The following is a 25,389-nucleotide window of genomic DNA, read 5'->3' on the forward strand; positions in this document are numbered from 1 at the left end:
TCAAGCTCTCCCGGCAAGAATGGGGGACGATTGGCGATCCTGCCCGGCGGCGATCAGCAGCCGCGGGTCGCGCGCCAGCCAGATCGTGACCGTCAGCGCTTGACCGCCTTCCTTCCCCGAATGAAGGTCCTGCACCTGTTCGACATCAAGCCCTGCCATTTTCAACCATTCCGATATGGTCTGATGCGAGAAACCGAGTCTCAGATGCGCATGTTCGTCGCGTAGATATTCCAGCCCGTGCGGCGCAAGATCGATGATCACCAGCCGGCCGCCGGGCCTGAGCATTCGCGCCGCCTCGTTAATGGCAATCTCCGGCTGGTCGAGGAAATGCAGCACCTGATGGATGGTAATCAGGTCGAAATCCTGCGCCTCGAGCGGCAGGTTGAAAATGTCGCCATGCCGCACGGAAGCGGCGGTGATGTTTGAGCGGTCGAGATTGGCGCGCGCCACGGCCAACATGTCACGGCTGGCGTCGATGCCGACCGCGCGGCGATAATGACCCGCCAACAATTGCAGCATACGGCCCGTGCCGGTGCCTAGATCCAGGAAAGAGTCGATCTGCTGCGGACCAATCAAGTCGATCAGCGCCTTGTCGACATCCTCGTCGGCCACATGCAGTCGGCGAAGCTCGTCCCATTCCGCAGCGTTGCGGCTGAAATAGGCCTGTGCCCGTTCCGCACGGACACGCTTGACGGCAGAAAGCCGCTCGCCATCCCGCAGCAACACCGGATCGTTTTCAGCCGTGTGGCGGAGAAGCGTGCGCACGAGGACGACCGCCTTGCCTTCCTGCTTCAGACGGAAATAGGCCCAGGCACCCTCCTGATAGCGGTCGATCAGGCCGGCCTCGCCGAGCAGCTTCAGATGGCGGGAAATGCGGGGCTGCGACTGGCCGAGAATTTCGGTAAGATCCGTCACGGTGAGATCGCCAGCCGCAAGAAGCGCCAGCAGACGTAACCGCGTCGGCTCGCCGGCCGCCTTCAGTATGTCCACCAGATCATCCAAACCGAATTTCACGAGATCCGTCATCCAGCACCCAATCAAGATATAAAGATATCTTTATGTGATTTGCATTCGATCTGCAAGACCCAATTGCTGGCTGGGAGAATTCGACGTCGGAAATCTGTTAGGTTTTGTCGACCGGGGAATATGCGCTTCCTGACCTACGGCAAAGAAAAACCCCGGACTTGCCGGGGCTCTCCATGACAGAAAGACAGCAAACTTATCGTGTCAGGCGCTTGTGCGCCTGGCTGCCCGGATTGAGAGCATCGGGGCCGAGGCGGCGGATCTTGTCTTGCTCGTAATCTTCGAAATTGCCTTCGAACCATTCAACATGGCCTTCGCCTTCAAAGGCCAGAATATGCGTGGCCAGGCGGTCGAGGAACATGCGATCATGGCTGATGATGATGGCGCAGCCAGCGAAGTTTTCGAGCGCGCTTTCCAGCGCCCCCAGCGTTTCCGTATCGAGGTCGTTGGTCGGTTCGTCGAGCAGAAGCACGTTGCCGCCAGCCTTCAGCATCTTGGCCAAGTGAACGCGGTTGCGCTGACCGCCGGAGAGATTGCCGACCTTCTGCTGCTGGTCGCCGCCCTTGAAGTTGAAGGCACCGCAATAGGCGCGCGAGTTCATGTCGAACTTGCCGAGCTTGATGATTTCGGCGCCGCCGGAGATTTCCTCCCATACGGTCTTATTGCCGTCAAGCGCGTCGCGGCTCTGGTCGACATAGCTGAGATGCACTGTCTCGCCGATGCGGATCGAGCCGGAATCCGGCTTTTCCTGCCCGGTAATCATCTTGAACAGGGTCGTCTTGCCGGCGCCGTTCGGGCCGATGATGCCGACGATGCCGCCCGGCGGCAGCTTGATCGACAGATCGTTGACCAGCGTGCGACCTTCGAAGCCCTTGGTGATGCCCTCCATCTCGATCACCACCTGGCCGAGACGCTCGCTGACCGGAATGATGATCTGCGCATCACCGGGGCGCTGATTTTCGGCAGCATCGACTAGCTGTTCGTAAGCGTTGATACGCGCCTTGGACTTGGCTTGACGGGCCTTGGGGCTGGAGGCGATCCATTCCTGTTCGCGGCTGATTGCCTTCTGACGGCCAGCTTCTTCCCGGGCTTCCTGCAGCATGCGCTTGGCTTTGGCCTGCAGATAAGCGGAATAATTGCCTTCGTAGGGAATGCCACGACCGCGGTCGAGTTCGAGAATCCAGCCGGTAACATTGTCGAGGAAGTAACGGTCGTGGGTGATCATCATCACGGCACCCGGATAGTCGCGCAGGTGCTTTTCCAGCCAGGCGATGGTCTCGGCGTCGAGATGGTTGGTCGGTTCGTCGAGCAGCAGCAGGTCCGGCTGCGAGAGAAGCAAGCGGCAAAGCGCGATACGGCGGCGCTCACCGCCGGAAAGGCTGGTGACTTCGGCATCGCGCGGCGGGCAGCACAATGCTTCCATCGCCATCTCGACCTGGCTTTCCAGATCCCAGAGATTCTGGCTGTCGATGATATCCTGGAGTTTGGCGCCCTCGTCCGCCGTCTCGTCGGAATAGTTCATCATCAATTCGTTGTAGCGATTGAGGATTTCGGTTTTCTTGGCAACGCCTTCCATGACGTTTTCGAACACCGTCTTGTTGGGATCGAGCTGAGGCTCCTGCGCCAGGTAGCCGATAGTGGCGCCTTCGGCCAACCAGGCTTCGCCAGTATATTCCTTGTCGAGGCCGGCCATGATGCGCAGCACGGTCGACTTACCGGCACCGTTCGGGCCGAGAATGCCGATCTTGGCGTCGGGATAAAAAGAGAGATGAATATTTTCGAGGATCTTCTTGGCGCCATAGGCCTTATTTAGACCGGCCATATGATAGATGAACTGACGTGCCATAGCTTGGGTTACTCCACGGGCGGATACATTGCGAATTGTGCCGCTATGTAGGCGAAACCCCGCCCTCGGGCAACGGAGAAACCTTGTCCGAGGGCATTTATCGCGCCGAGCCGCCTGCTGGGTGTCAGAAACCCGCTGCGTCCACCACGCCCTGATCGCAGCCGAACGATGTGCTGCCGGCGCCCTGGATCAATTGCTCGAGTCGCGGCTCGTTTCCTTCCGACGGCTGAATAGCGTCTTCCGACAAGCCGATCGTCAGTTCCGAGATCACCCGCACCTTGCCGACTTGGCGGCAGCTCATCTTCACGCGGCCACTGGCGCCCTCGCCAAAACTTTTGTCGAAAGCAGCCTTGATGGTTTCGGCATCGAGCGTCTTGCCGATATTCTGCGCGAAAAGATCGCGCACAGCGGACGCATTGAGTTCATTGATCAACCCCACCGCAGTCCCGAAATAATCATCGGCGCTGAGCTTGGTGCAACTGCCGTGTTTGATCCACTCATGCCGCTCCAGACCGGATTGCGTGCCGGGCATGACTTTGTCCAGCGCGGCCTTGGTTTCCGCCGAGAGTTGAACAGCCGGCAGGTCTTTCCAGTCCCGGCCGCGATCGGACTGCTTCAGATCATCGGAAACGTCGCAATATTCCTGCCGCATCGGCCAGAGGCCGTGTAGTGAAAAGTTCTTGGCGTCAAAATTATTCGCTGATTGATTTCGGCATTCCGCCTTCTTTTGGTTCGTCGCGCAGAACGCGGGTTCCCAACTCGCCGCCAGAATAAAGCGCGTCCGTCCATGGCTATTCTCCTCAGCCACGGCACTCGTCGCCATCACCACCGCAGTCAGAACCGCAACTGCAAACCTTTGAAGCCAAGGCTTCATTTCATACCTCCAAAATAGAACAATATGAGAACAAATAAGCAGTTTGATTTGCCGCACGCAACCCTGAATCGCAAAAACCACGAAGATTTATTTCTGTGAGCTTCCCTCGCCGTCCATTGCAATCCCGCCGGCGATGACCTTTCGTCCCACATGGGGAGGAAACACGCATGATGTTTGCCGAAACGAGGCATTTGGATAGTCCGACGGGCGCGACGCTCGCCTATCATCATGCGCCGGCAGATGGCGCCGCGCGTGGCATGCTTCTCGTCAGCCACGGTCTTGCCGAACATTCCCGTCGCTATGAACGCTTCGCCGCAGCGATGGCAGCGCGCGGCTTTCATGTCTATGCTCACGATCATCGCGGCCACGGCGAGACAAAAGCTGTCGATGCGCCACTCGGCCGCTTCGCAAGGCGCAATGGTGTCGATGCGGTCATTGCCGATGTGCTGGCGATGCGCGAGCTTGCCGCAACCGCCCATCCCGGCCTGCCGATCATTCTCTTCGGCCACTCCATGGGCGGGCTGATCAGCCTCAACGTAGCCGTGACGCATCCCGACAAGTTCGATGCCGTCACCGTTTGGAACTCGAATTTCAACCCTGGTCTCGCCGGGCGCGCGGCGCAGATCATCCTGAAGGCAGAACGCATGCTGAAGGGGTCCGATGTCCCGAGCGGGCTGTTGCCGAAGCTGACCTTCGGCGCCTGGGGCCAATCGATCGCCAACCGCCGCACCGAATTCGATTGGCTATCCCGTATTCCCGAAGAGGTGGATAAGTACATTGCCGACCCGCTCTGCGGCTTCGATGCCTCGGTGTCGCTGTGGCTGGATATTTTCGAACTGACCTTCCGTGCACCACAAAGGGATCACCTCGATCGGCTTCGGCGCGACATGCCGATCCATCTTATCGGCGGCAGGCATGACCCGGCGACGAACAATGGAAAAGCAATTTCCTGGCTGTCAGATCATTTGAAAAAGGCCGGCTTCTCGCATACCACCATGACCATCTATCAGGACATGCGGCATGAGACTCTGAACGAGATCGGTGCGGCCACAACCATTTCGGATTTTGCCGACTGGTGTCAGCAAGTGACGGCAAAGGACTGATTCCCAAAGGAATGTTTGAATAAATGCCACCGGCGGTTCCCTGCCCCGTTTGCATCAACCGAAGCCTCCATATTCTCTGGCGCGAGCGGCGCTTTGCTTCCGGGCCGGTATCCGATACATCTGAGAACACTTTCGTGCCGTAGCCGCCCATCGGGACCGATATGACCGATAATAAAACCAAGAAACCACCCCTTTCCGGCATTCGTGTCATCGAACTCGCCCGCGTTCTTGCCGGCCCCTGGGCAGGGCAGATGCTGGCCGATCTCGGCGCCGATGTCATTAAGGTCGAGAACCCGGATGGAGGCGACGATACGCGCCAATGGGGTCCGCCTTTCGTCGAAGGCAAGGATGGGAAAAACCTGTCCGCCGCCTATTACCACTCCGCCAATCGCGGCAAACGTTCCGTTGTCGCTGATCTGAAGACCGAAGAGGGCCAGGCCCTTGTTCGGCGGCTGGTCATAACCGCCGATGTGCTGATCGAGAATTTCAAGCTGGGCGGCCTCGTCAAATATGGACTCGACTACGGGAGCCTGCGGAAGATCAATCCAAAACTGGTCTATTGCTCGATCACCGGCTTCGGCCAGACCGGTCCCTATGCCGGTCTCGCAGGCTATGACTATATCGTCCAGGGCATGTCCGGCTTCATGTCGATTACCGGCGAGCCAGATGGGCAGCCGATGAAGGCGGGTGTCGCGATCGCCGATATCTTTACCGGAATCTATGCCGTCTCCGCGATCGAAGCAGCCCTCATCCATGCGCTGAAGACCGGCGAAGGTCAGCTTGTCGACATGGCGCTGCTCGACGTGCAATCCGCCGTGCTTGCCAATCAGAACATGAACTACCTGATCTCCGGCAAGGCTCCCACTCGCCTTGGCAATGCGCATCCCAATATCTCGCCCTATGAGGTCGTGCCGACGGCCGATGGCTACCTGATCCTTGCTGTCGGCAATGACGGGCAGTTCCGCCGCCTCTGCACGATTCTCGGCATCGACGAGCAGGCAAATGATGAGCGCTACGCAACCAACAAGGCGCGCGTCGCCCATCGCCACGACGTCCGCGCTTTCATCTCGGCGAAAACGCTTTCCTGGAAAAAGGCGGATCTGCTGAAAGCCTGCGAGGACAATGCCGTGCCGGCCGGCGCGATCAATACGATCGAAGACATGTTCGCCGACCCGCAGATTGAGGCTCGCGGCCTGCGGATCGACCTCGAGGATGCCGCAGGCACCGTCATCCCGAGCGTACGGACGCCGGTCGTCTTGTCGGAAACGCCGCTGACCTATACGCGGCCAAGCCCGCGCCTTGGTGAACATCAGGAGGAGGTTCTCGCCGAATTGGCGGAACTGGAAGGAAGGGCGAAACCATGAAACGCACCGGCGGCCAGCTTATCGTCGAAGCCCTCAAGGCAAATGGCGTGCAGCGCATCTCCTGCGTTCCCGGCGAAAGCTTTCTGGCCGTGCTCGATGCGCTGCATGACAGCGACATCGATGTGCTGGTCTGCCGCCAGGAGGGCGGCGCGGCGATGATGGCGGACGCCTGGGGTCGGCTGACGGGTGAGCCCGGCATCTGCATGGTCACCCGCGGGCCGGGGGCGACCAATGCCTCGGCCGGCCTGCATATTGCCCGACAGGATTCGATCCCGCTAATCCTCTTCATCGGCCAGGTACAGCGCGATGCCCGCGAGCGCGAGGCCTTCCAGGAGGTGGAGTTCCGCCGCGCCTTCACCGAATTCGCCAAATGGGTCGGCGAGATCGACGATGCCGCCCGCATTCCGGAATTCGTCACCCGCGCCTTCGCGGTGGCCACTTCGGGCCGGCCCGGCCCCGTCGTGCTGACACTACCCGAGGACATGCTGCGCGACGAGGTCGAAGCCCCACATGCCAAGCGCTACATGCCGGTCGCTGCCCATCCCGGCCGCAGCCAGATCGATGATCTCCATTTGCGCCTGATCGCAGCGGAACGGCCAATGGTTATCCTCGGCGGCACGCGCTGGGACGAGGACGCGGTCGCTAACCTCCGGAGCTTCGCCGAACGCTTCAAGCTGCCCGTCGGCTGCTCCTTCCGTCGGCAAATGCTGTTCGATCATCTGCATCCGAATTATGCCGGCGATGTCGGTATCGGTATCAACCCCGCGCTGGCGAAGGAGATCAAGGAAGCCGACCTGCTGATCCTTCTCGGCGGACGCCTTTCCGAGATGCCATCGTCCGGCTACACACTGGTCGATATCCCCTACCCGCACCAACAACTCGTCCACATCCATCCCGATCCGTCGGAGCTCGGCCGGGTCTATCGTCCGGATCTGGCGATCTGCGCAAGCCCCGCCGACTTCGTGGTGGCAATCGCCGATCTCGAAGCACCGGCGGAACCGCGTTGGGCAGAGCGGACGGAGCGCATGCACGCGGCCTATCTCGCCTGGTCGAAAACGCCGGAAAAGAGCCCTGGTGCCGTGCATATGGGCCGGATCATGGATTGGATCGAGGCCAATACCGCGCCCGATACGGTCTTCACCAATGGTGCCGGCAATTACGCCACCTGGCTGCACCGCTTCCATCGTTTTCGCCGCTTCAACACTCAGGCGGCCCCGACTTCGGGCTCGATGGGTTATGGCTTGCCGGCCGCGGTTGCCGCCAAGCAGCTCTTTCCTGAGCGCGAGGTGATCTGCTTTGCAGGTGACGGCTGCTTCATGATGCACGGACAGGAATTCGCAACCGCCGTGCAATATCATCTGCCTTTGATTGCGCTGGTCATCAACAACGGCATGTATGGCACCATCCGCATGCACCAGGAGCGGGAATATCCCGGCCGCGTCAGCGCTACAGCATTGAACAATCCGGATTTCGCAGCCTTTGCCCGCGCCTACGGCGGCCATGGCGAAACGGTGAAGACTACCGAGGAATTCGGCCCAGCCTTTGAACGCGCCCGCGCCAGCGGCAGGCCGGCGATCATCGAAATCGTCCTCGATCCCGAGGCCATCACGCCCTCACGGACCCTGACGGAAATTTCGCAATCGAAAAGCCGATGAGTGCGAACTCACCGGCTTTTCAAAAATGCATCGAAGCTCAGATCAGTCGATCGCAGCGGTGACGATGAACTCGACCTTGTATTTCGGCGCAGCGAGCTTAGCTTCGCTGGTGGCGCGGGCTGGCGTGTTTGCCGGATCGACCCAGGCTTCCCAGGCGGCGTTCATTTCGGCGAAATAGGCGATGTCGGAGAGGTAGATGATCGTCTGCAGAATCTTCGACTTGTTGCTTCCGGCGGCGGCCAGCAGGCGGTCGACTTCGGCCAGCGCCGACTTGCACTGATCCGTGACGCTTTCGCCTTCACCAACCTGGCCGGCGAGGTAAACGGTGTTGCCGTGAATAACAGCGCCGCTCATGCGGGCTCCGGCGTCGATACGCTTGATGCTCATGCTTCTCTCCTGATGTTGTTCAGTGACGGGTAACAAACCGGGCGCCACCCATCGGCAGCGCCCTCAATCTCTTGCGTGTTTGGCGGTAGTCGCTCAGCCGCGGATATGATGCGTCTTCTGATAGATCGCGGTCGAGCGCGCGCCGGAACGGCAATAGCCGAGCATCGGCCGCGGGAATTCGTCGAGCGCGTCGACCATGCCCTGCACGGCTTCTTCGGTTACACCCATCGGCCCAACGGGCACATGCGCGATTTCAAGGCCAAGCTCCTTGGCGCGGGCTTCAATGACAGAAAACGGCGTCTGATCCGGGCTCTCATTGTCCGGACGATGGCAGACGATTGAGTTGAAACCCATGGCCTTGATCTGATCGAGATCCTCCAGGGTGATCTGGCCGGAAACCGAGTATTCGTCATCGATCGGGCGGATATCCATGGTTCATTTCCTCTGTGAAACCGAGGGCCATGGTCTACGCCGCCATAGGGCAAGCGTCAACCGCTCAAGCCCTTCAGACGAAGGCAAAGTTGAGTGCGAAACTCCTGGCTTCCCCGGGCTGAAGAATATTGAATTCACCCGCCTCCTCCAGCTCGCCGCGCGATGCCAGGCGATGCGAAACGGGCTCTATTCCGAGGACGTGCGCCGGCGCGCGCTGGTTGCGCCAGACCTGCAGGAACGGCAGCGTATCCGTGCCGAATCGAACCCGCAGCGATTTGCCGCCAATGGCGGCGATCGGCCCGAGGCACACTTCGGACCAATCCTCGCCCTTCGCCGTTGCCGGCACGCAGAAAAGACCGCCCTTTTCCTCGCCGAAGGTCCAAGGGAAACCGCCGTTCTCAAGCATCTGGCCGGAGAGCCGCACGCCGTCATCGAACCATTTGCCGCCGATATTCATGTGATACATCAGGAAGACCGGCATCGCCTCGATGCTGGTGTTGACGACACGGTCGTTAAGCGAAACCTCGCCTGTCGCGCCGTCGATGCGCCAATGACGCTCCAGCCGTGCCGTGCGGCGTTCGGCGGTGACGATATCGATATCGGCGCGGCACTCCGCGTTGCCGTTCTCGGATCGGGTCCACAGGATCTTGGCGGCATGCGAGGCAACGGAGCCGTGCAGCGGATAGCGCTTGCCCTCGAAAGCGTCAGACATCGGCTCCGGATGGCGGATATGATCCGGACCGCAGGTAAAGACAAAGCCTTCCAGCGAATGATCGATGCGCGGGTCGCCATCATCCGGAATGGCGCGGCCGGGCGCAAGATTGTTGCCGTCGACGATGCAGGCGCCGATGTCCAGCACGGAGTTCTCATCCAGCGTCAGCTTCGGTCCCTTGGCTGCGGCGAAATCCATCATCTCCTGCAATCCTCCCTAGCGGCTCCCCGGCCATCCCATCAAAAAATGGCTCCAAAATGGGACAAATCCAGATTTAGTGGTGGTTTGTCTTACCGAACGTTAACTTGACGCCTTGATCACACAAATTTTTATCTTTTATTCAGCATGATAATCTTAAATTCCACACTGGCGTCAAAATTGCCATGTGTGTGTCGGCTCAGCCATCACCCGAGGATTCGACAGACGTGAACCGGTTCCTGAAATTCAGCCTTACTTTGGCTCTGACTGCCGCGACCTCTGCCCTCGCGCTGAACAATGCGCAGGCACAATATTATCACGGCGGGAACGACGTGGTTCTTGTGACCCCTGACGGACGAATCCTTGATCAATATCCGAACCAAGGCAGCGTAACCGTCGCCCGCGACGGGCGCGGCCATCGCGTGCTGATCGATCGCTACGGCAACGTCGTCGCTACCGAGATGCGCGCCAGCACTTATTACCCCCGCGCGCCTCGCCGCGACGCCTACAATGACGATGGCTATGGCGACGGCAACCGATATGGCGACACGCAGCTTTCCAACAATGGCGGCTACCGCGACTATCGCCAATATCGCGGCGATGATGGTGGCTATGTCGACAATGGCTATGATCAGCAGGATCGCGGTGTCGTCACCAGCGGCATTCCGCGCGACGGCGAAATCCAGAGCGAGCCGCTCGACAATCAATCGCTGCCGGGCGGACAAGCCACACAGAATCCGAATGGCGCCGACTACGCGTCGATCGATCCGCAGGAACAGGCACCTGCTATCGAACGCAAGCCGCCTGCTGAGCCCGTCATCACGCTGAAGGGCAAGTCGAAGATGGAGATCACCGCGCTGGAGGTCTTCCTCTCTCGCCAGGGCATTTCGCCGGGCGCGATCGATGGCCGCATGGGCGCCAATGTCACCAAGGCGGTCTACGCCTACCAGCAGATGACCGGCCAGACGCTGAACCCGAACGACACGGATTCGATCCTCGAACAACTGCGCTTATCGGGCGGCATGCCGATCATCAACTATACGATCACGCCTGCCGATGCCGCTGGCCCCTATGTCGCATCGATCCCTGAGGACTATGCCGCGAAGTCGCAGATGCAGTCGCTCGGCTATACGTCGACCACGGAAATGCTGGCCGAACGTTTCCATATGGATGAAGGCTATCTGAAGGAACTCAATCCCGGCGTCGACTTCACGGTTCCCGGCACCACGATCAAAGTCGTCAACACCGGCCCGGGCAAGACCGGCACCGTTGCCAAGATTCTGGCCGACAAGGGCCGCAAGCAGGTTTTCGCCTATGACGCCAGCGGCGCTCTGATTGCCGCCTACCCCGCCAGCATTGGCTCGACCGACACGCCGTCGCCCTCCGGCACGGTCACGGTCGAGCGCGTCGCTTTCAATCCGGGCTACACGTACAATCCGAAGATCAACTTCAAGCAGGGCGCCAACGACAAGATCCTCGACATTCCGCCCGGCCCGAACGGCCCGGTCGGTCTTGTTTGGATGGCGCTATCGAAACCGACCTACGGCATTCACGGCACTCCGGACCCTTCCAAGATCGGTAAGTCGCAAAGCCACGGCTGCGTGCGCCTGACCAATTGGGATGCGACCGAACTTGCCAAGATGGTCAAGCCCGGCGTAGTCGTCGAATTCGTCGATTGATCGCATTTGAGCAAATGATAAGGCCACCGGATGAGCCATCCGGCGGCCTTTCTATTGTGAAAGCTTGCTAGGCCGCAGTGCGGATCGCCTCGTGGACCGCGCTGCGGGCCGAAGCCGTCAGCCGCGTCGGCAAGAGCCGCATCATTTCCTCGGCGAAGGCGCGGGCATTTTCCTGAGCCTTGTCGAGATTGCTGACCCGGTTCGGATCCATGGTGTAGAGCGTGCCGCCGCAATCGAAGATATCGCGGAAAGCGGAGCGTTCGATGATCGGCGTTTCTAAAACCGTAACACTGCGCTGAGACAACAACGCTTTCACCACCTGCAGCGCTCTGGTCGTCACCATCGAATTCACGCGGGTCAGAACGACCGAATGATTGATGTGAATGCCGGCTTTCTGTTCCAGATATTGCAGTAGCTCCAGCACCTGGGCGCCGCCCCGCGCATCCATCGCACAGCCTTGGATCGGAATGAGCACATGATCAGAGAGACCGAGCGCCGTTGCCAACAGCGGCGTGCGGGCACCCGGCAGATCCAGGATGAAGTAATCCGTCGCACTGTTCTCGGAAAGATGTATCGGCAGGGACGCGCTCGTCACGAAATCGATGACGGAAATATTGGGAACACGGCCGGAGATTTCGTACCAGTGCGAAATCCAATGCTGCGGGTCAGCGTCGAGAATGGTGACGCGATAACCGCGTCGCGCCAGTTCCGTGGACAACAGCAAGACCGCCGTCGTCTTCCCTGCGCCACCCTTCGTATTTGCAAATGTGATAACTGGCATTGTCGGTCTCCGGCAAGATGGCGGTGAGCACGAACATCGCTCTTTTCAGCACCGTCTGAGTCATTGGTGCGATTAACGTATTGTTTCGAAATATGGTTAACAAAACCCTAATGGCACTGGTCGCGCATTAAGATATCGCGTCGGCGAGGGCCTAGCAGGCTACACCATCGGCACGCCACTTGCCGGTGAATATTGCGATCGTCAACCTGCCAGATAGGCACAAAAAATCGTGCCGCAATCATCTCGCGGCACGACTGAAAATTGAAGCGATACTGCCTTAGAAGCAGTCGTGGAACAGCGCCTTGGTGTTCTCCAGCGTCATCGGCACCGGATTGCCGCCGGCGCTTGGATCTTCGATCGCCATGGCCGAAAGCTCGTCGATGCGATCGGGCGCAATGCCCATAGCCGAGAGGCTTTCCGGAACGCCGAGTTCGGCCCGCAGCTTCAACACATAGTCATAGAAACCGTCGAAACCACCGGAAATACCGAGATAGGCGGCAGCACGGGCGATCTTTTCTTCGATTGCCTTGCGGTTAAAGCGCAGGACGGCCGGCATGACGACGGCATTGGTCATGCCGTGATGCGTGTTGTAGACGGCGCCGATCGGATGCGACAGCGCGTGAATGGCGCCCAGCCCTTTCTGGAAGGCGACAGCACCCATGGCGGCGGCGCTCATCATATTGGCGCGGGCTTCGAGGTCGGTACCTTCCCGATAGGCGCGCGGCAGGAATTCCTTGACGAGCCGCATGCCTTCCAGCGCGATGCCGGCCGACATCGGATGATAGAACGGCGAGGAATAGGCTTCCAGGCAATGGGCGAAGGCATCCATGCCGGTGCCGGCGGTGATGATCTTCGGCATGCCGACGGTCAGTTCAGGATCGGAGATCACGACGCCCGGCAGGAACTTCGGATGGAAGATGATCTTCTTCACATGCGTTACAGAATTGGTGATGACGCTGGCGCGGCCGACCTCGGAGCCGGTGCCGGCGGTCGTTGGAACAGCGACGATCGGAGCAATGCCCTCGACATTGGCGCGAGTCCACCAGTCGCCGATGTCCTCAAAATCCCAGACCGGTCGTGTCTGGCCAGCCATGAAGGCAACGCATTTGCCGAGATCGAGGCCCGAGCCGCCACCGAAGGCGACGACGCCGTCATGACCGCCATCCTTGAAGGCCTTGACGCCGGCCTCGAGGTTCTTCTCGTTCGGGTTCGGATCGACGTCGGCGAAGATGGCACGGCCGAGGCCGGCGTCTTCGAGAATATCCAGCGCCGTCTTGGTGATCGCCATCGAGGCGAGCCCTCGGTCGGTGATCAGGAGCGGCTTCTTGATCCCCAGGCTTTTGCAGGCATCCGCCAGTTCCGTGATCCGGCCGCGGCCGAGCTTGACGGCGGTGGGATAGCTCCAATTGGCTGAGATATTGCTCATGCTGTTACCTTCTTCAAATGGTAGGATTTCGGGCGCGTCAGGTTATGGAAACCGAACACGGAAAGCGAGCCGCCACGACCTGTTTCCTTGACGCCGGTCCAGCACAGTGCCGGATCGAGATAGTCGGCGCGGTTCATGAAGACGGTGCCGGTTTCGATGTCGCGGCCGATGCGCGAAGCGCGCTCGACATCCTTGGTCCAGAGCGACGCTGTCAAGCCGTAAGGGCTGTCGTTCATCAATTCCAGCGCTTCCGCATCGCTCTTCACCTTCATGATGCCGACGGCGGGGCCGAAGGTCTCTTCGCGCATAAAGGCCATGGAATGATTGACATCGACGAGTATCTGCGGCGCGAGATAGGCGCCGCCGTCATCGGCCGGGAAAAGCTTGGGGTCGACCAGCGCCCTGGCGCCCTTGGCGACGGCATCGGCGATCTGCTCGCGGACCACCTTGGCGAAACGCTTGTTAGCCATCGGGCCAAGCGTAGTTTCCGGCTCCAGCGGATTGCCGAGCTTGTAGTTCGACACCCAGGCGACCGACTTCTCGACGAAGGCGTCGTAAAGCGATTCATGCACATAGATTCGCTCGATGCCGCAGCAGCATTGGCCGGAATTGTAGGTGGCACCATCCATCAGCGTGTCGACGGCCGCCTCGAGGTCGGCATCTTCCATGACATAGCCCGGATCCTTGCCGCCAAGTTCGAGGCCAAGGCTGGTGAAGGTGCCGGCGGCAGCGCGTTCGATCGACCGCCCGCCTTCGACCGAACCGGTGAAGTTGACGAAGTTGAAGCTGCCGGCGGCGATCAGCGCCGACGTCGTTTCATGATCAAGGAAGACGTTCTGGAAGACATCGGCTGGAATGCCCGCTTCGACGAAAGCCTGAACCAGCCGCTCGCCGACCAGAAGCGTCTGGCTGGCATGCTTCAGAACAACGGTATTGCCGGCCATCAGCGCTGGGGCGATCGTGTTGATCGCGGTCATGTAGGGATAGTTCCATGGCGCGATGACGAACACGACGCCATGCGGTTCGCGCTCGATACGACGGGCGAAATTCGCGCTGTCTTCCACCACCATCGGCGACAGCGCATCGGCTGCGATCGACGCCACATAATTCGAGCGCTCGTTGAAGCCGCGATATTCGCCGCCGTATTTGATCGGGCGGCCCATCTGCCATGCGAGCTCCGGCACGACGACATCGGCCATTTCGTTGAGGCGCGCAGCACCCTTCAGCACCAGTTGAACGCGGTCTTCCAGCGGGCGGCGCGCCCAGTCCTTCTGAGCCTTGCGGGCGCGGGCGACCGCTTCCTTGGCCGCATCCAGCGACAGCGCCGGACGCTCCGCATAAATCTCCCCATTTACCGGGGACACGCATGTGATCATGGTCATGATCGAAATCCTGTTTCTATAGTCACGAATATGATCTCGGCTGATCGCCGAGAAACTACCCCAAGAGCTTACATCGCCGAAAGAAGCGATTTACCGCAGCCACCTTCCCTGCCCGCGCCTGACGACGAAAATCGGGCGGAAATCAAAAATCACAGGAAGGCTTACGCTCTTTCGAATCCTCTCGCCACCTCCCAGTCGGTGATGCGGCGATCATATTCCTCCTGCTCCCATTCGGCAGCCCGGGTGTAGTGATCGATGACATCGTCGCCGAAAGCGGCGCGCAGCATCTGAGAGCTGCTCAGCGCCACCGCAGCGTCTCGCAGCGTGCGCGGAATTTCGCGAACCTCGCGGGCACCATAGGCGTCCCCCACGAAGGGTGCCTCCAGTTCAAGCTTGTTCTCGATGCCATCCAGGCCGGCGGCGATCAGCGCGGCAAAGGCGAGATAGGGATTGAGGTCGGAGCCGCCGACGCGGCATTCGATGCGGATTCCCTTGGTCTCGGCGCCGCAAAGACGATAGCCCGCGGTACGGTTGTCGGTGCTCCAGATCGCCTTGGTCGGCGCAAAGGTGCCGGCGACAAAACGCTTGTAGGAATTGATATAGGGCGCGAGGAAATAGGTGATCTCGCTGGCATGCGTCAAAAGACCGGCGACATAATGCTTCATCAGCGGCGTCATGCCATGTTCTTGTTCCTTGTCGAAGAACAGCGGCGTCTTGCCGTCAGCGCTCCATAGCGACTGATGAATATGCGACGAGCTGCCGGCGGAATTGTAGTTCCACTTCGCCAGGAAGGTGATGGCCTTGCCCTTCGACCAGGCGATCTCCTTGCAGCCATTTTTGATGATTGCATGGCGATCCGCCATGGTCAGCGCATCGGCATAGCGGACGTTGATTTCCTCCTGCCCCGCCGAAGCCTCCCCCTTGGAATTTTCGACCGGAATGTCGGCTCCCTGCAGGCCAGTGCGGATCGCCCGCATCACCTCTTCTTCCTTGGTGGTCTGGAAGATGTGATAGTCTTCATTATAGCCACTGGCGAGATGCAGGTTGCGATAGCCGGATTCACGGGCGCTGTCATAGCTCTGGTCGAACAGGAAGAATTCCAGTTCGGAGGCCATGAAGGCCTTCATGCCCATTGCTTCAAGCCGCCTGACCTGCTTCTTCAGGATGGCGCGCGGCGAATGCGCCACCTCTTCATGGGTGTGATGGTCGAGCACGTCGCAAAGCACCAGCGCCGTGCCCTCGAGCCAGGGAATGCGGCGAAGCGTGGCGAGATCGGGCTTCATCGTATAGTCGCCGTAGCCCTTTTCCCAGCTCGTCGACTTGTAACCCGAGACGGTCTCCATCTCGAGGTCGGTCGCCTGGAGGTAGTTGCAGCTATGCGTTTCCTTCCAGGCGCTCTCCACGAAGAATTCCGCCTGGAAACGTTTGCCCATCAAGCGACCCTGCATGTCCACCTGACATGCCAAAACCGTATCGATGCGCCCCTCGGCCACATCTTTCTTGAGGTCGTCGAACGTATAGCTAGTGCTCATGAGTGATCCGCCTGAACAATGAATTGGGGTGTCGGACAACAAAACGGCGGCTCGTAGCTGGGAGCAACCCGGCGCCGTGCGTTTCGTTTATACCGGTGAAGGGGCCGCACGCAGGCGGCCCCGCCGTTCGAGAAATGCAGCTCCGATGCTTAGCTTTCGCCGACGGCCGCTTCTGCCGCTGCGATTTCGGCCTTGCGCTTGGCGATCGCGTCGCCGATCGGCGGTCCCTTGAAGCGCCGCCGCTCGAAGCCGAACCAGACGATCGCAGTCAGGACAAAGAAGCCGACGGTGATGATGCCTGCCCAGTCATTCGGCGGCTGAATGCCGAGAACAAAGATCACGATCATCGCGATGATCGACAGCACGGCAAAAAGCTTGAACAACCCTTCACCGAGGTTCCACGGGCCCATCTTGTCCCACTTCGACGTACCCCAGGCAAACAGACCGAGCGTGATCGGGATCGCGAAGGAGAAGAAGAGGAAGATGACGGTGCACGAAACGACGATGGTGTAAACCGGTGTATCGCCGATCGACACCAGCGACGAACCCCAGACGAACAGCACCGAAAGAATCGAGCCGGTCCAGATCGCGGAAACCGGCGTGCGGTGTGTCGGGCTGACCTTGGAAAGTGCCTTCGATGCAGGAAGACCGCCGTCACGCGAGAACGCAAAGATCATGCGCGATACAGAGGTGACCGTTGCAAGGCCGCACAGCCACTGGCTGATGAAGATCAGGAGATACAGGATATCCTTGACGATGGGGTTCACTTGAGCATCCATCGCCCAGAAGAACACGTTCCAGCCCTGCTTTGCGGCGTCGTCCATATTCGGGATCATCAGAACGAATGCACACAGCATGATATAGCCGAACAAGGCCGACCAAAGCACGGAGGCTACCATGCCGCGCGGAACGGAATGCGCTGCCTTGACCGTTTCCTCCGATGTATGCGCCGAGGCGTCGTAGCCGGTGATCGTGTAGATCGGCAGCAGGAGGCCGAGCGCAAAGACCCAGAAGGTGGAAACCTGCGGCCAGACCGGTGCTCCGGTTGCCGAACCATCGGCGGCAATCGTTGCCACACCCGAGTAGTTCGTGAAGGTGAACAGCCGCGCGAAATCATAGGATGGTGCGGCGATCAGGCACACGACCGCAAGTGCGATCGAGGTTGCGAAGATCAGATAGCCGGAGAAGTCGGTGAGCTTCGCGGTCAGCCCGATACCCATATGGTTCACGAGCGCCTGAAGGCCGGTGATGACCACCAGGAACACGATACGGACCAATGTCGTATCGACCATGCCGAAATAGCCGCCGAAAGCACCGATGAAGAAATAATAGGTGCCGACATTGATCGCGCCGAGAACGGTGACGAGGCCGAGCAGGTTAAACCATGCAGTCAGCCAGCCGGTGAAACGGTTGCCGAGGATCGAGCCCCAGTGATAGAGCCCGCCCGCAGTCGGATAAGCGGAGCTGATCTGCGCCATCGCCACGGCAAAGACCAGCGAAATGAAGCATCCGACCGGCCAGCCGATGCCGATCGCGGCACCGCCTGCGCCAGAAGTCGCCTGGGCGAGCGAATTGATGCCGCCCGAAAGAATGCAAATGATGGAAAAGGATACGGCAAAGTTCGAGAACGAACTCATGCGCCGTTCCAACTCCTGGGCATAGCCCATGGAGTGCAGAATATGCACGTCCTGCTTCTTGTCCAACTCTGTGTAATCAGACATGTATGTCATTCCCCCTAAAACCCGGTCGCCCACGGAATTGCGGGCCACCATTGTGCCACTTGCGCCGCTGGCTTTTTGCCATACGGCCCGATCGCAGTTGAACTGCTCCCCGGGGTCTTTTCTTCTATGCTCAGGCTTCCAGACTGCTCTGGATAAGCCCTGTTAGATAGTCGGCCACGACCCCTTGGCCGACGTCATCTCGGATGAGGTCGTTGCGGACCTCGATCATAACGTTATGCAAACCGTTGGCGAGCCCATGCAGTTTAAGCGTATGGGTGACGCCATCTTCTGGCCCGTAAGGCTCGTTGCGCTCGGTGCGGTAGAGCGGCGCCTCTGCAGCAGCATCGAGCATGCGATCCGCCAGCCAGCGGTCTTCATCGTGCAGAATGCCGAGCTCCACCGCCCGCTGCCTGCCATTGTAAACAGGCGTGAAGCTGTGAACCGTGACGATCACGGTGTTTTGTTCCCTCGCCGCCCTCTCTTTCAGGAGCGCGCGAATGCGGTCATGGAACGGTATATAAAGAGCGTTCGTGCGCGCTTGCCGGTCGGAGGTTTGCAGGTCCTGGTTACCGGGGATCGTGTAGATCTCGCTAACCTCCGGCATCGCGCCCGCGCTTTCGGGCGGACGGTTGCAGTCGTAAATCAGCCGCGAGAAGCGTTGATAAACCAGCGTAGCATCGAGGCTGCCGGACATCTTCGTGGCGACCGCTAGCGCACCCGGATCCCAGGCGATGTGGCTGGACAGCGCTTCGGTCGAAAGGCCCAGATCGCCGAAATATTTGGGCAACGTGCGTGAAGCATGTTCGCAGATGATGAAAACCGCGCTTTTTCCGTCCGGCCGTTCGACCGCGACGCAATCGCCATCCGCTTCCGTCAGAATGCCTTGCGCGGCATGCATCAAAGGCGCCCTACCCTCTTAATAAAATCTTTATAAGAAAAGAATTCTTCAGGTTTCGGCGACTGTCAACTGGAAACTGAAATTATTTCTTCATTTGTGACATTGACTCGAAATGTGACAGCGTAGTTATATTCCTTCCAGGAGACCGGCATAAGACCGTCCCGGGGAGCAAAAATAGAGTGAGCAATGCGTCGAAAACAGTTTCGGACGTAATCAATGCCCAATTCGACGCGCTGACGCGCGCCGAAAAGCAGCTCGCCAAGAGCCTGCTCGACAACTACCCGGTTTCGGGGTTGGGCAGCATTACGACAGTTGCCGAAAATGCGCGGGTTTCCACGCCGACAGTGGCGCGCATGGTGCAGAAACTCGGCTTCAAGGGTTACCCGGACTTTCAGTCCCGCCTCCATCAGGAAGTCGAGGCGACCATCTCGAATCCGCTCACCAAACACGACCGCTGGGCGTCCAATGCTCCCGGCACGCACATCCTTAACCGCTTTGCTGACGCCATTATGGGCAATCTCCGCCAGACCCTGACGGATATCGATGCAGCCACCTTCGATAACGTCGCTGCGCTGCTGTCAGAGCACAAACGCGGGCTTTATTTCGTCGGTGGACGCATCACCGGCGCGCTTGCCGAATATTTCTTTACCCATATGCAGGTCATCCGCCCGAACACGACCTTGCTCTCCTCCAACTCCAGTTCCTGGCCGCAATATGTTTTGAACATGAATCCCGGCGATCTGCTGGTGATCTTCGATATCAGACGTTACGAGCAGGAAATAGTCAGCCTCGCCGCCGCCGCCCGGCGTTGCGGAGCCGAGATCATCGTCTTCACCGACCAATGGGCGACCCCTGCCGTCAAATATGCAAAGCACACATTCCGCGTGCAGATCGAAGCGCCTTCGGCCTGGGATTCCTCCGTCGTCACCCTTTTCATCGTCGAAGCGCTGATCGAAGCCATACAAAGCTCGACCTGGGACGAGACGAGTGAGCGCATGAAAACGCTTGAAGGCCTGTTCGAACAAACAAGGCTGTTCCGCAAGCTAGGTTAGCAGGGAGGAAAGTATAAAGTTACAACCTAAGGATCGGCTAGCAAGACAGGCCTGTCATCGTTAGCGAATAAAAGTAAATCTCCGATGTTCAGGAAGCGCAACCCATTGAAATCCGTCACACAACCTTCATGCAACGTCATTAACAGCAACGCCAGACACTGAAAACCCAAAAGGAGGAATACCAGTGACCTCGAAAATTCATCGTCTTCTGACGCTCTCCACTGCAATGCTCGTCGCCACGACCGCCATTGCTGCTGCTGAACCGAGCGCAGACCTTATCGCTGCCGCCAAGAAGGAAGGCACGCTGACCACCATCGCCCTGCCCCACAACTGGTGCGGTTATGGCGACCTCATCGCTGCTTTCAAGGCGAAGTACAGCATCGATGTCAACGAACTGAACCCGGACGCCGGGTCGGGCGATGAAGTTGAAGCAATCCGCGCCAACAAGGGCAACACCGGCCCGCAGGCTCCCGACGTAATCGACGTTGGTCTCTCCTTCGGCCCGACCGCCAAGAAGGACGGCCTGCTGCAGCCTTACAAGGTCTCCACCTGGGACTCGATTCCGGACAGCGCCAAGGATGCCGACGGCTTCTGGTATGGCGACTACTACGGCGTTCTCTCCTTCGTCACCAACAAAGACGTCGTGAAGAACCCGCCGAAGGACTGGGCTGACCTGCAGAAGCCGGAATACGCCAACACCGTATCGCTCGCTGGCGACCCGCGCACCTCCAACCAGGCCGTACAGGCCGTTTACGCCGCTGGCCTGGCTGCCGGCGAAAAGGATGCCGCCAAGGTCGGCGCTGCTGGTCTCGACTACTTCGCAAAGCTGAACAAGGCTGGCAACTTCGTTCCGGTCATCGGCAAGTCCGCTTCGCTCGCTCAGGGCGCAACCCCGATCGTCGTCGCCTGGGACTACAACGGCCTCGCATGGCGCGACAGCCTGAACGGCAACCCGCCGGTTGACGTTACAGTTCCGGCTTCGGGCGTTGTCGCTGGCGTTTACGTTCAGGCGATCTCGGCTTTCGCTCCGCACCCGAACGCTGCCAAGCTCTGGATGGAATTCCTCTATTCCGACGAAGGCCAGATCGGCTGGCTGAAGGGCTATTGCCACCCGATCCGCTTCAACGACCTGGCGAAGAACAAGAAGGTTCCGCAGGAACTTCTCGACAAGCTGCCGCCGGCAGCAGCCTATGAAAAGGCCGTTTTCCCGACGCTCGATGAACAGGCTGCCGGCAAGACCGCCATCACTACCAAGTGGGATTCTGTCGTCGGTTCGAACGTACAGTAATTTCAGCTAATATGACCTCCCCGCTTCGGCGGGGAGGTTTTCCTTTTTTGACGCCGCGGAATGGGCCAATCATGAGCATCGTCACGACATCAACGATCAGTACCGCCCCCATGATCAATAAGCGCGTGGTTGTCGATTGGCTGGGCATTGCGCCCTTCCTGATCTTCGCGCTTCTGTTTCTCATACTCCCAACGATCTATCTGGTCGCAGGTGCGTTTCTGACGCCCGACGGCAGCCTAACGTTGAAGAACATCGGCGATCTTTTCACAAAATCCATCTTGGACTCGTACTGGATCAGCATCAGAGTGTCTGTCGCCTCGGCGCTCGGCGGCGCACTAATCGGCTTTTATCTGGCCTGGGCCCTGGTCATGGGTGGACTTCCGGCCTGGGTGCGCCATGCCTTCCTGACTTTTTCCGGCGTCGCTTCAAATTTCGCCGGTGTGCCTCTGGCTTTTGCATTCATCGCCACGATCGGTCGCCTGGGCCTCGTCACGCTGCTGCTGAAAAACTGGCTTGGCTTCGACATTTTTCATGCAGGCTTCAATCTCTACAGCTTCGTCGGCCTGACGATCACCTACATGTACTTCCAGATTCCGCTGATGGTTCTGATCATCACGCCAGCCCTGGACGGTATGAAGAAGGAATGGCGCGAGGCGGCCTCGATCCTTGGGGCGACCAATGGGCAGTATTGGCTGATGGTGGCACTCCCCATCCTGTGGCCGAGCCTGCTTGGCACGACGCTGCTGCTGTTCGCCAATGCCTTCGGCGCCATTGCGACCGCAATCGCCCTGACTGGCAGCTCGCTGAACATCATACCGATCCAGCTCTATGCCCAGATCCGCGGCGACGTGCTGCACAACGCCAACCTCGGCTATGCGATGGCTCTCGGCATGATCGTCATCACCGGCATTTCCAACGTCATCTACATCATCATGCGCATGCGCGCAGAACGGTGGCAGAAATGAAGCTGCAAAAATTCTTCGCCTGGATCGCGGTCGTCATCGGCGCCTTCTATTTCATCGTTCCGCTTATCGGCACGCTGGAATTCTCGCTGCGCATGCGCCGCGATGCCTATAGTTTCGATGCCTATGCATCGGTCTTTTCCGATGCGCACTTCCTTTATGCGTTCGGCTATTCCATGCTCATGGCCGCGCTGACCATTGTCGTCGGCATGCTGCTCGTTGTCCCGACGGCCTATTGGGTGCGGCTTCGCTTGCCACAGTTACGCCCGGTCGTCGAATTCATTACGCTGATGCCGCTGGTCATTCCTGCGATCGTGATCGTCTTCGGCTACCTGCGTCTCTACAATTCATCGTCGATCCTGCCGCTGACGGGCTTCGAGCAATCGACGAACTTTCTGCTCGTCTGCTCCTATATTGTCTTGGCGCTCCCCTATATGTATCGTTCGGTGGATACGGCGATGCGCACGATCGATGTAGGTACCCTGACGGAAGCCGCAGAAAGCCTCGGCGCGAAGTGGACCACCATCATGTTCCGCTGCATTTTTCCCAATGTCATGAGCGGCGTTCTGTCTGGCGCCTTCATCACGCTGGCGATCGTCATGGGCGAATTCACCATGGCTTCGCTGCTCAATCGTCCGGCCTTCGGCCCCTATATGCAGCTCGTCGGCGCCAATCAGGCCTATCAGTCTTCGGCGCTGGCGATCATCGCACTCGCTGTGACCTGGCTCAGCATGGGCCTTCTCCAGCTCGTTTCCCGTTTCTCCAGATCCGCTCCGATTAAGGCGTGAGGCTTCACACCATGGCTTTTCTCGAACTTACCAACATCAAGAAGTCCTTCGGCGAAACCAAGGTCGTTCATGACTTCACCATGCATATCGAGAAAGGAGAATTCGTCTCCTTCCTCGGACCGTCCGGCTGCGGCAAGACGACCGTTCTGCGCATGATCGCCGGTTTCGAAACGCCGACCGCCGGCATGCTGACGATCAACGGCAAAGATCAGCGTCCCCTGAAGCCGAACCAGCGCAACATCGGCATGGTGTTCCAGGCTTACGCACTGTTTCCGAACATGACCGTGCATGACAACGTCGCCTTCGGCCTCAAGGTCGCCGGCGTTGCCAAGCCTGACATCGACAAGCGCGTCAAGGAAATGCTCGGCCTGATCAAGCTTGATCATCTTGCCGGTCGTTATCCGTTCCAAATGTCCGGCGGCCAGCAGCAGCGCGTGGCGCTCGCCCGCGCCATCGCCGTGAAGCCGCAGGTCCTCCTGCTCGACGAACCGCTCTCGGCGCTTGATGCCAAGATCCGCGTATCGCTGCGTGAAGAAATTCGCGCCATCCAGCAGCAGCTCGGCATCACCACCGTTTTCGTGACGCATGACCAGGAAGAAGCTCTGTCGATCTCCGATCGCATCGTCGTCATGAACGCCGGCCGCGCCGACCAGATCGGCACGCCCTTCGAAATCTACAACACGCCGGCCACCCGCTTCGTCGCCTCCTTCGTCGGCACGCTGAACCTCATCGAAGGCAAGGTCGTCGATCCGGACAGCAACCGCATCATGATCGGCGATCAGGGTGTGACACTGAAGCAGTCGGTCACCGCCTACAAGCCCGGCGACACCGTATCGCTGGCGCTGCGCCCAGAAGCCGGCTCGCTGGCAGAATCGGCGAAGGGCGACACTGCTCTGACCGGCGAAGTCTCCTCGGCCCACTTCCTGGGTTCGGTCATCCGCACGCGCATGAATGTCGGCGGCAACACCATTTCCTTCGACATGTTCAACAGCCCCGGAATGATGCCTCCGAGCGTCGGCGAGAAAGTCACGCTACGCTTCGCCTCCTCCGATCTGCTGGTCATCCAGGATTGATAAGCAGCGCAATTGGACAGATTTTTCGCACGCGCCGGGCAAATCGCCCGGCGTTTTTCTTTGATTTCTGTTGCACCGCAATTATAGTCCAGGCGTTCTCAGGGCGGGGTGCAATTCCCCACCGGCGGTATGGAGGCTGATCTCCGAGCCCGCGAGCGCCTTCCGGTTCGCTGGAAGGGTCAGCAGATCCGGTGAGAGGCCGGAGCCGACGGTATAGTCCGGATGGAAGAGAGCAAGCCGGGTCGACGGCTCCTTCGCGCAAGGGGCTTCTGCGGCCTTGCGTGTTCGCCCAAGGGATATTGAGTTAAACCCTTGAAAGGCAGAGTTCATGACCATTTCCATTTCTACGCAGCCGGGCCGCATAGCGTTGATCCGGGCACGCTGGCATGCCGATATCGTCGATCAGTGCGTCGATGCCTTCATCGCCGAATGGCAGAAGACCGAAGGCGCCTCCCCCATCGACATTTTCGATGTACCCGGCGCCCTGGAAATCCCGTTGCATGCGCAGACGCTCGCCCGCAACGGCCGCTATAGCGCCATCATCGCGACCGCTTTCGTCGTCGACGGCGGCATCTATCGCCACGACTTCGTTGCCGACACCGTTCTCGATGCAATGATGCGCGTGCAATTGGATACCGGCGTTCCGATTCTTTCGACCGTGCTGACGCCGCATCATTTCCAGGAGACGGAAGCGCATATTCATTTCTTCAAGCAGCATTTCGTCATCAAGGGTCAGGAAGTGGCAAATGCCTGCCGGCAGATCCTCAGCGAACGCGCCAAGCTGCTGCCATCGGTGACTGTCTGAGTTAAGATGGTGGAGGCGGCAAAGGCCCGCCTCCAATCCTCCGGCAAGGAGCATCGCATGACCGTCCTGCGAATTGTCCCCAATCTGCATGCGGCCGATCCCGCCAGCGCTCGCGCCTTCTATGGCGACCTGCTCGGCTTGGATATCGTTATGGACCACGGCTGGATCATCACCTTTGCCTCGAAGGCGCAGACTGTGCCGCAGATCAGCATAGCCAGCGAAGGCGGCTCAGGCGCGACCGTGCCCGATCTTTCGATTGAGGTCGACGATGTCGATCAGGTCTATCAGCGCGCCCGGTCGATGCAGCTCGACATCGTCTACGATCTGAACGACGAACCCTGGGGAGTCCGGCGTTTCTACGTCCGCGATCCCTTCGGCAAGATCGTGAATATTCTGTCCCATCGATAG

23 protein-coding genes and 1 riboswitch are annotated in these 25,389 nt (G+C 59.3%); of the genes, 11 read left to right on the forward strand and 12 right to left on the reverse strand.

Annotation, left to right across the window (positions count from 1 at the left end):
• From N2601_RS09650 to N2601_RS09660, 3 genes are all read right to left on the reverse strand, one after another.
• The gene (locus N2601_RS09650) at positions 1-1,026 is read right to left on the reverse strand and encodes an ArsR/SmtB family transcription factor (RefSeq protein WP_104823587.1); all 1,026 of its coding nucleotides are present in this window, start codon (positions 1,024-1,026) and stop codon (positions 1-3) included.
• Between the two features lie 193 nt (positions 1,027-1,219).
• On the reverse strand, positions 1,220-2,869 hold the full coding sequence (gene ettA, locus N2601_RS09655; protein WP_104823588.1) for an energy-dependent translational throttle protein EttA: 1,650 nt from the start codon (positions 2,867-2,869) through the stop codon (positions 1,220-1,222).
• 124 nt (positions 2,870-2,993) lie between these two features.
• A complete protein-coding gene (locus tag N2601_RS09660; RefSeq protein WP_104823589.1) occupies positions 2,994-3,743 on the reverse strand; it encodes a ribonuclease T2 family protein in 750 nt (249 codons plus the stop codon).
• 170 nt (positions 3,744-3,913) lie between these two features.
• Between N2601_RS09660 and N2601_RS09665 the strand changes: the two genes are divergently transcribed.
• From N2601_RS09665 to N2601_RS09675, 3 genes are all read left to right on the forward strand, one after another.
• Entirely contained in the window at positions 3,914-4,846 is a 933-nt protein-coding gene (locus tag N2601_RS09665) for an alpha/beta fold hydrolase (RefSeq protein ID WP_104825142.1), read from the forward strand.
• A 161-nt stretch (positions 4,847-5,007) separates the two neighbouring features.
• Positions 5,008-6,210: a CaiB/BaiF CoA transferase family protein gene (locus tag N2601_RS09670; protein WP_104823590.1), complete on the forward strand. Its 1,203-nt coding sequence runs from the start codon at positions 5,008-5,010 to the stop codon at positions 6,208-6,210.
• Entirely contained in the window at positions 6,207-7,865 is a 1,659-nt protein-coding gene (locus N2601_RS09675; RefSeq protein ID WP_104823591.1) for a thiamine pyrophosphate-binding protein, read from the forward strand. Before N2601_RS09670 ends, N2601_RS09675 begins: the two co-directional genes overlap by 4 nt.
• Positions 7,866-7,907: 42 nt before the next feature.
• On the opposite strand, the gene N2601_RS09680 is transcribed toward N2601_RS09675, so the two are convergent.
• From N2601_RS09680 to N2601_RS09690, 3 genes are all read right to left on the reverse strand, one after another.
• Positions 7,908-8,252: a RidA family protein gene (locus tag N2601_RS09680; protein ID WP_104823592.1), complete on the reverse strand. Its 345-nt coding sequence runs from the start codon at positions 8,250-8,252 to the stop codon at positions 7,908-7,910.
• 93 nt (positions 8,253-8,345) lie between these two features.
• Positions 8,346-8,684: a TIGR01244 family sulfur transferase gene (locus N2601_RS09685; protein ID WP_028752425.1), complete on the reverse strand. Its 339-nt coding sequence runs from the start codon at positions 8,682-8,684 to the stop codon at positions 8,346-8,348.
• A gap of 73 nt (positions 8,685-8,757) precedes the next feature.
• The gene (locus tag N2601_RS09690; RefSeq protein WP_260303959.1) at positions 8,758-9,597 is read right to left on the reverse strand and encodes a DUF4432 family protein; all 840 of its coding nucleotides are present in this window, start codon (positions 9,595-9,597) and stop codon (positions 8,758-8,760) included.
• A gap of 224 nt (positions 9,598-9,821) precedes the next feature.
• On the opposite strand from N2601_RS09690, the gene N2601_RS09695 reads away from it, so the two are divergent.
• Complete coding sequence (locus tag N2601_RS09695; protein WP_260303960.1) at positions 9,822-11,273, forward strand: L,D-transpeptidase; 1,452 nt, start codon at positions 9,822-9,824, stop codon at positions 11,271-11,273.
• A 67-nt stretch (positions 11,274-11,340) separates the two neighbouring features.
• On the opposite strand, the gene N2601_RS09700 is transcribed toward N2601_RS09695, so the two are convergent.
• The 6 genes from N2601_RS09700 to N2601_RS09725 all read right to left on the reverse strand — a co-directional run bounded on the left by N2601_RS09700 (position 11,341) and on the right by N2601_RS09725 (position 19,013).
• A complete protein-coding gene (locus N2601_RS09700) occupies positions 11,341-12,054 on the reverse strand; it encodes a ParA family protein (protein WP_260303961.1) in 714 nt (237 codons plus the stop codon).
• Between the two features lie 277 nt (positions 12,055-12,331).
• The gene (locus N2601_RS09705; RefSeq protein WP_104823596.1) at positions 12,332-13,480 is read right to left on the reverse strand and encodes an iron-containing alcohol dehydrogenase; all 1,149 of its coding nucleotides are present in this window, start codon (positions 13,478-13,480) and stop codon (positions 12,332-12,334) included.
• A complete protein-coding gene (locus N2601_RS09710; protein ID WP_260303962.1) occupies positions 13,477-14,862 on the reverse strand; it encodes an aldehyde dehydrogenase family protein in 1,386 nt (461 codons plus the stop codon). Before N2601_RS09710 ends, N2601_RS09705 begins: the two co-directional genes overlap by 4 nt.
• Before the next feature lie 161 nt (positions 14,863-15,023).
• Positions 15,024-16,394, reverse strand: coding sequence for a glutamine synthetase family protein (locus tag N2601_RS09715; protein WP_260303963.1), 1,371 nt, complete (start codon positions 16,392-16,394; stop codon positions 15,024-15,026).
• 149 nt (positions 16,395-16,543) lie between these two features.
• Entirely contained in the window at positions 16,544-18,115 is a 1,572-nt protein-coding gene (locus tag N2601_RS09720) for an amino acid permease (RefSeq protein ID WP_104823599.1), read from the reverse strand.
• Between the two features lie 130 nt (positions 18,116-18,245).
• On the reverse strand, positions 18,246-19,013 hold the full coding sequence (locus tag N2601_RS09725; RefSeq protein ID WP_104823600.1) for an N-formylglutamate amidohydrolase: 768 nt from the start codon (positions 19,011-19,013) through the stop codon (positions 18,246-18,248).
• A gap of 179 nt (positions 19,014-19,192) precedes the next feature.
• Between N2601_RS09725 and N2601_RS09730 the strand changes: the two genes are divergently transcribed.
• From N2601_RS09730 to N2601_RS09760, 7 genes are all read left to right on the forward strand, one after another.
• Entirely contained in the window at positions 19,193-20,065 is an 873-nt protein-coding gene (locus N2601_RS09730) for a MurR/RpiR family transcriptional regulator (RefSeq protein ID WP_104823601.1), read from the forward strand.
• A 184-nt stretch (positions 20,066-20,249) separates the two neighbouring features.
• Positions 20,250-21,353, forward strand: a complete 1,104-nt coding sequence (locus tag N2601_RS09735) for an ABC transporter substrate-binding protein (protein WP_104823602.1) — start codon at positions 20,250-20,252, stop codon at positions 21,351-21,353.
• 71 nt (positions 21,354-21,424) lie between these two features.
• Positions 21,425-22,318 carry an ABC transporter permease gene (locus N2601_RS09740; RefSeq protein ID WP_104823603.1) on the forward strand — a complete coding sequence of 298 codons (894 nt, stop codon included), beginning with the start codon at positions 21,425-21,427 and terminating at the stop codon, positions 22,316-22,318.
• Positions 22,315-23,103, forward strand: coding sequence for an ABC transporter permease (locus N2601_RS09745; RefSeq protein WP_104823604.1), 789 nt, complete (start codon positions 22,315-22,317; stop codon positions 23,101-23,103). Before N2601_RS09740 ends, N2601_RS09745 begins: the two co-directional genes overlap by 4 nt.
• A gap of 11 nt (positions 23,104-23,114) precedes the next feature.
• Positions 23,115-24,176, forward strand: coding sequence for an ABC transporter ATP-binding protein (locus N2601_RS09750; protein ID WP_104823605.1), 1,062 nt, complete (start codon positions 23,115-23,117; stop codon positions 24,174-24,176).
• Positions 24,177-24,266: 90 nt separating this feature from the next.
• Positions 24,267-24,414, forward strand: a riboswitch (FMN riboswitch).
• Positions 24,415-24,504: 90 nt separating this feature from the next.
• Positions 24,505-24,981: a 6,7-dimethyl-8-ribityllumazine synthase gene (locus tag N2601_RS09755; protein ID WP_104823606.1), complete on the forward strand. Its 477-nt coding sequence runs from the start codon at positions 24,505-24,507 to the stop codon at positions 24,979-24,981.
• A 57-nt stretch (positions 24,982-25,038) separates the two neighbouring features.
• The gene (locus N2601_RS09760; RefSeq protein ID WP_104825143.1) at positions 25,039-25,389 is read left to right on the forward strand and encodes a VOC family protein; all 351 of its coding nucleotides are present in this window, start codon (positions 25,039-25,041) and stop codon (positions 25,387-25,389) included.

The organism is Rhizobium sp. CB3060 (genome assembly GCF_025200735.1).
In the GTDB taxonomy this organism is placed as follows: Bacteria; Pseudomonadota; Alphaproteobacteria; order Rhizobiales; family Rhizobiaceae; genus Rhizobium.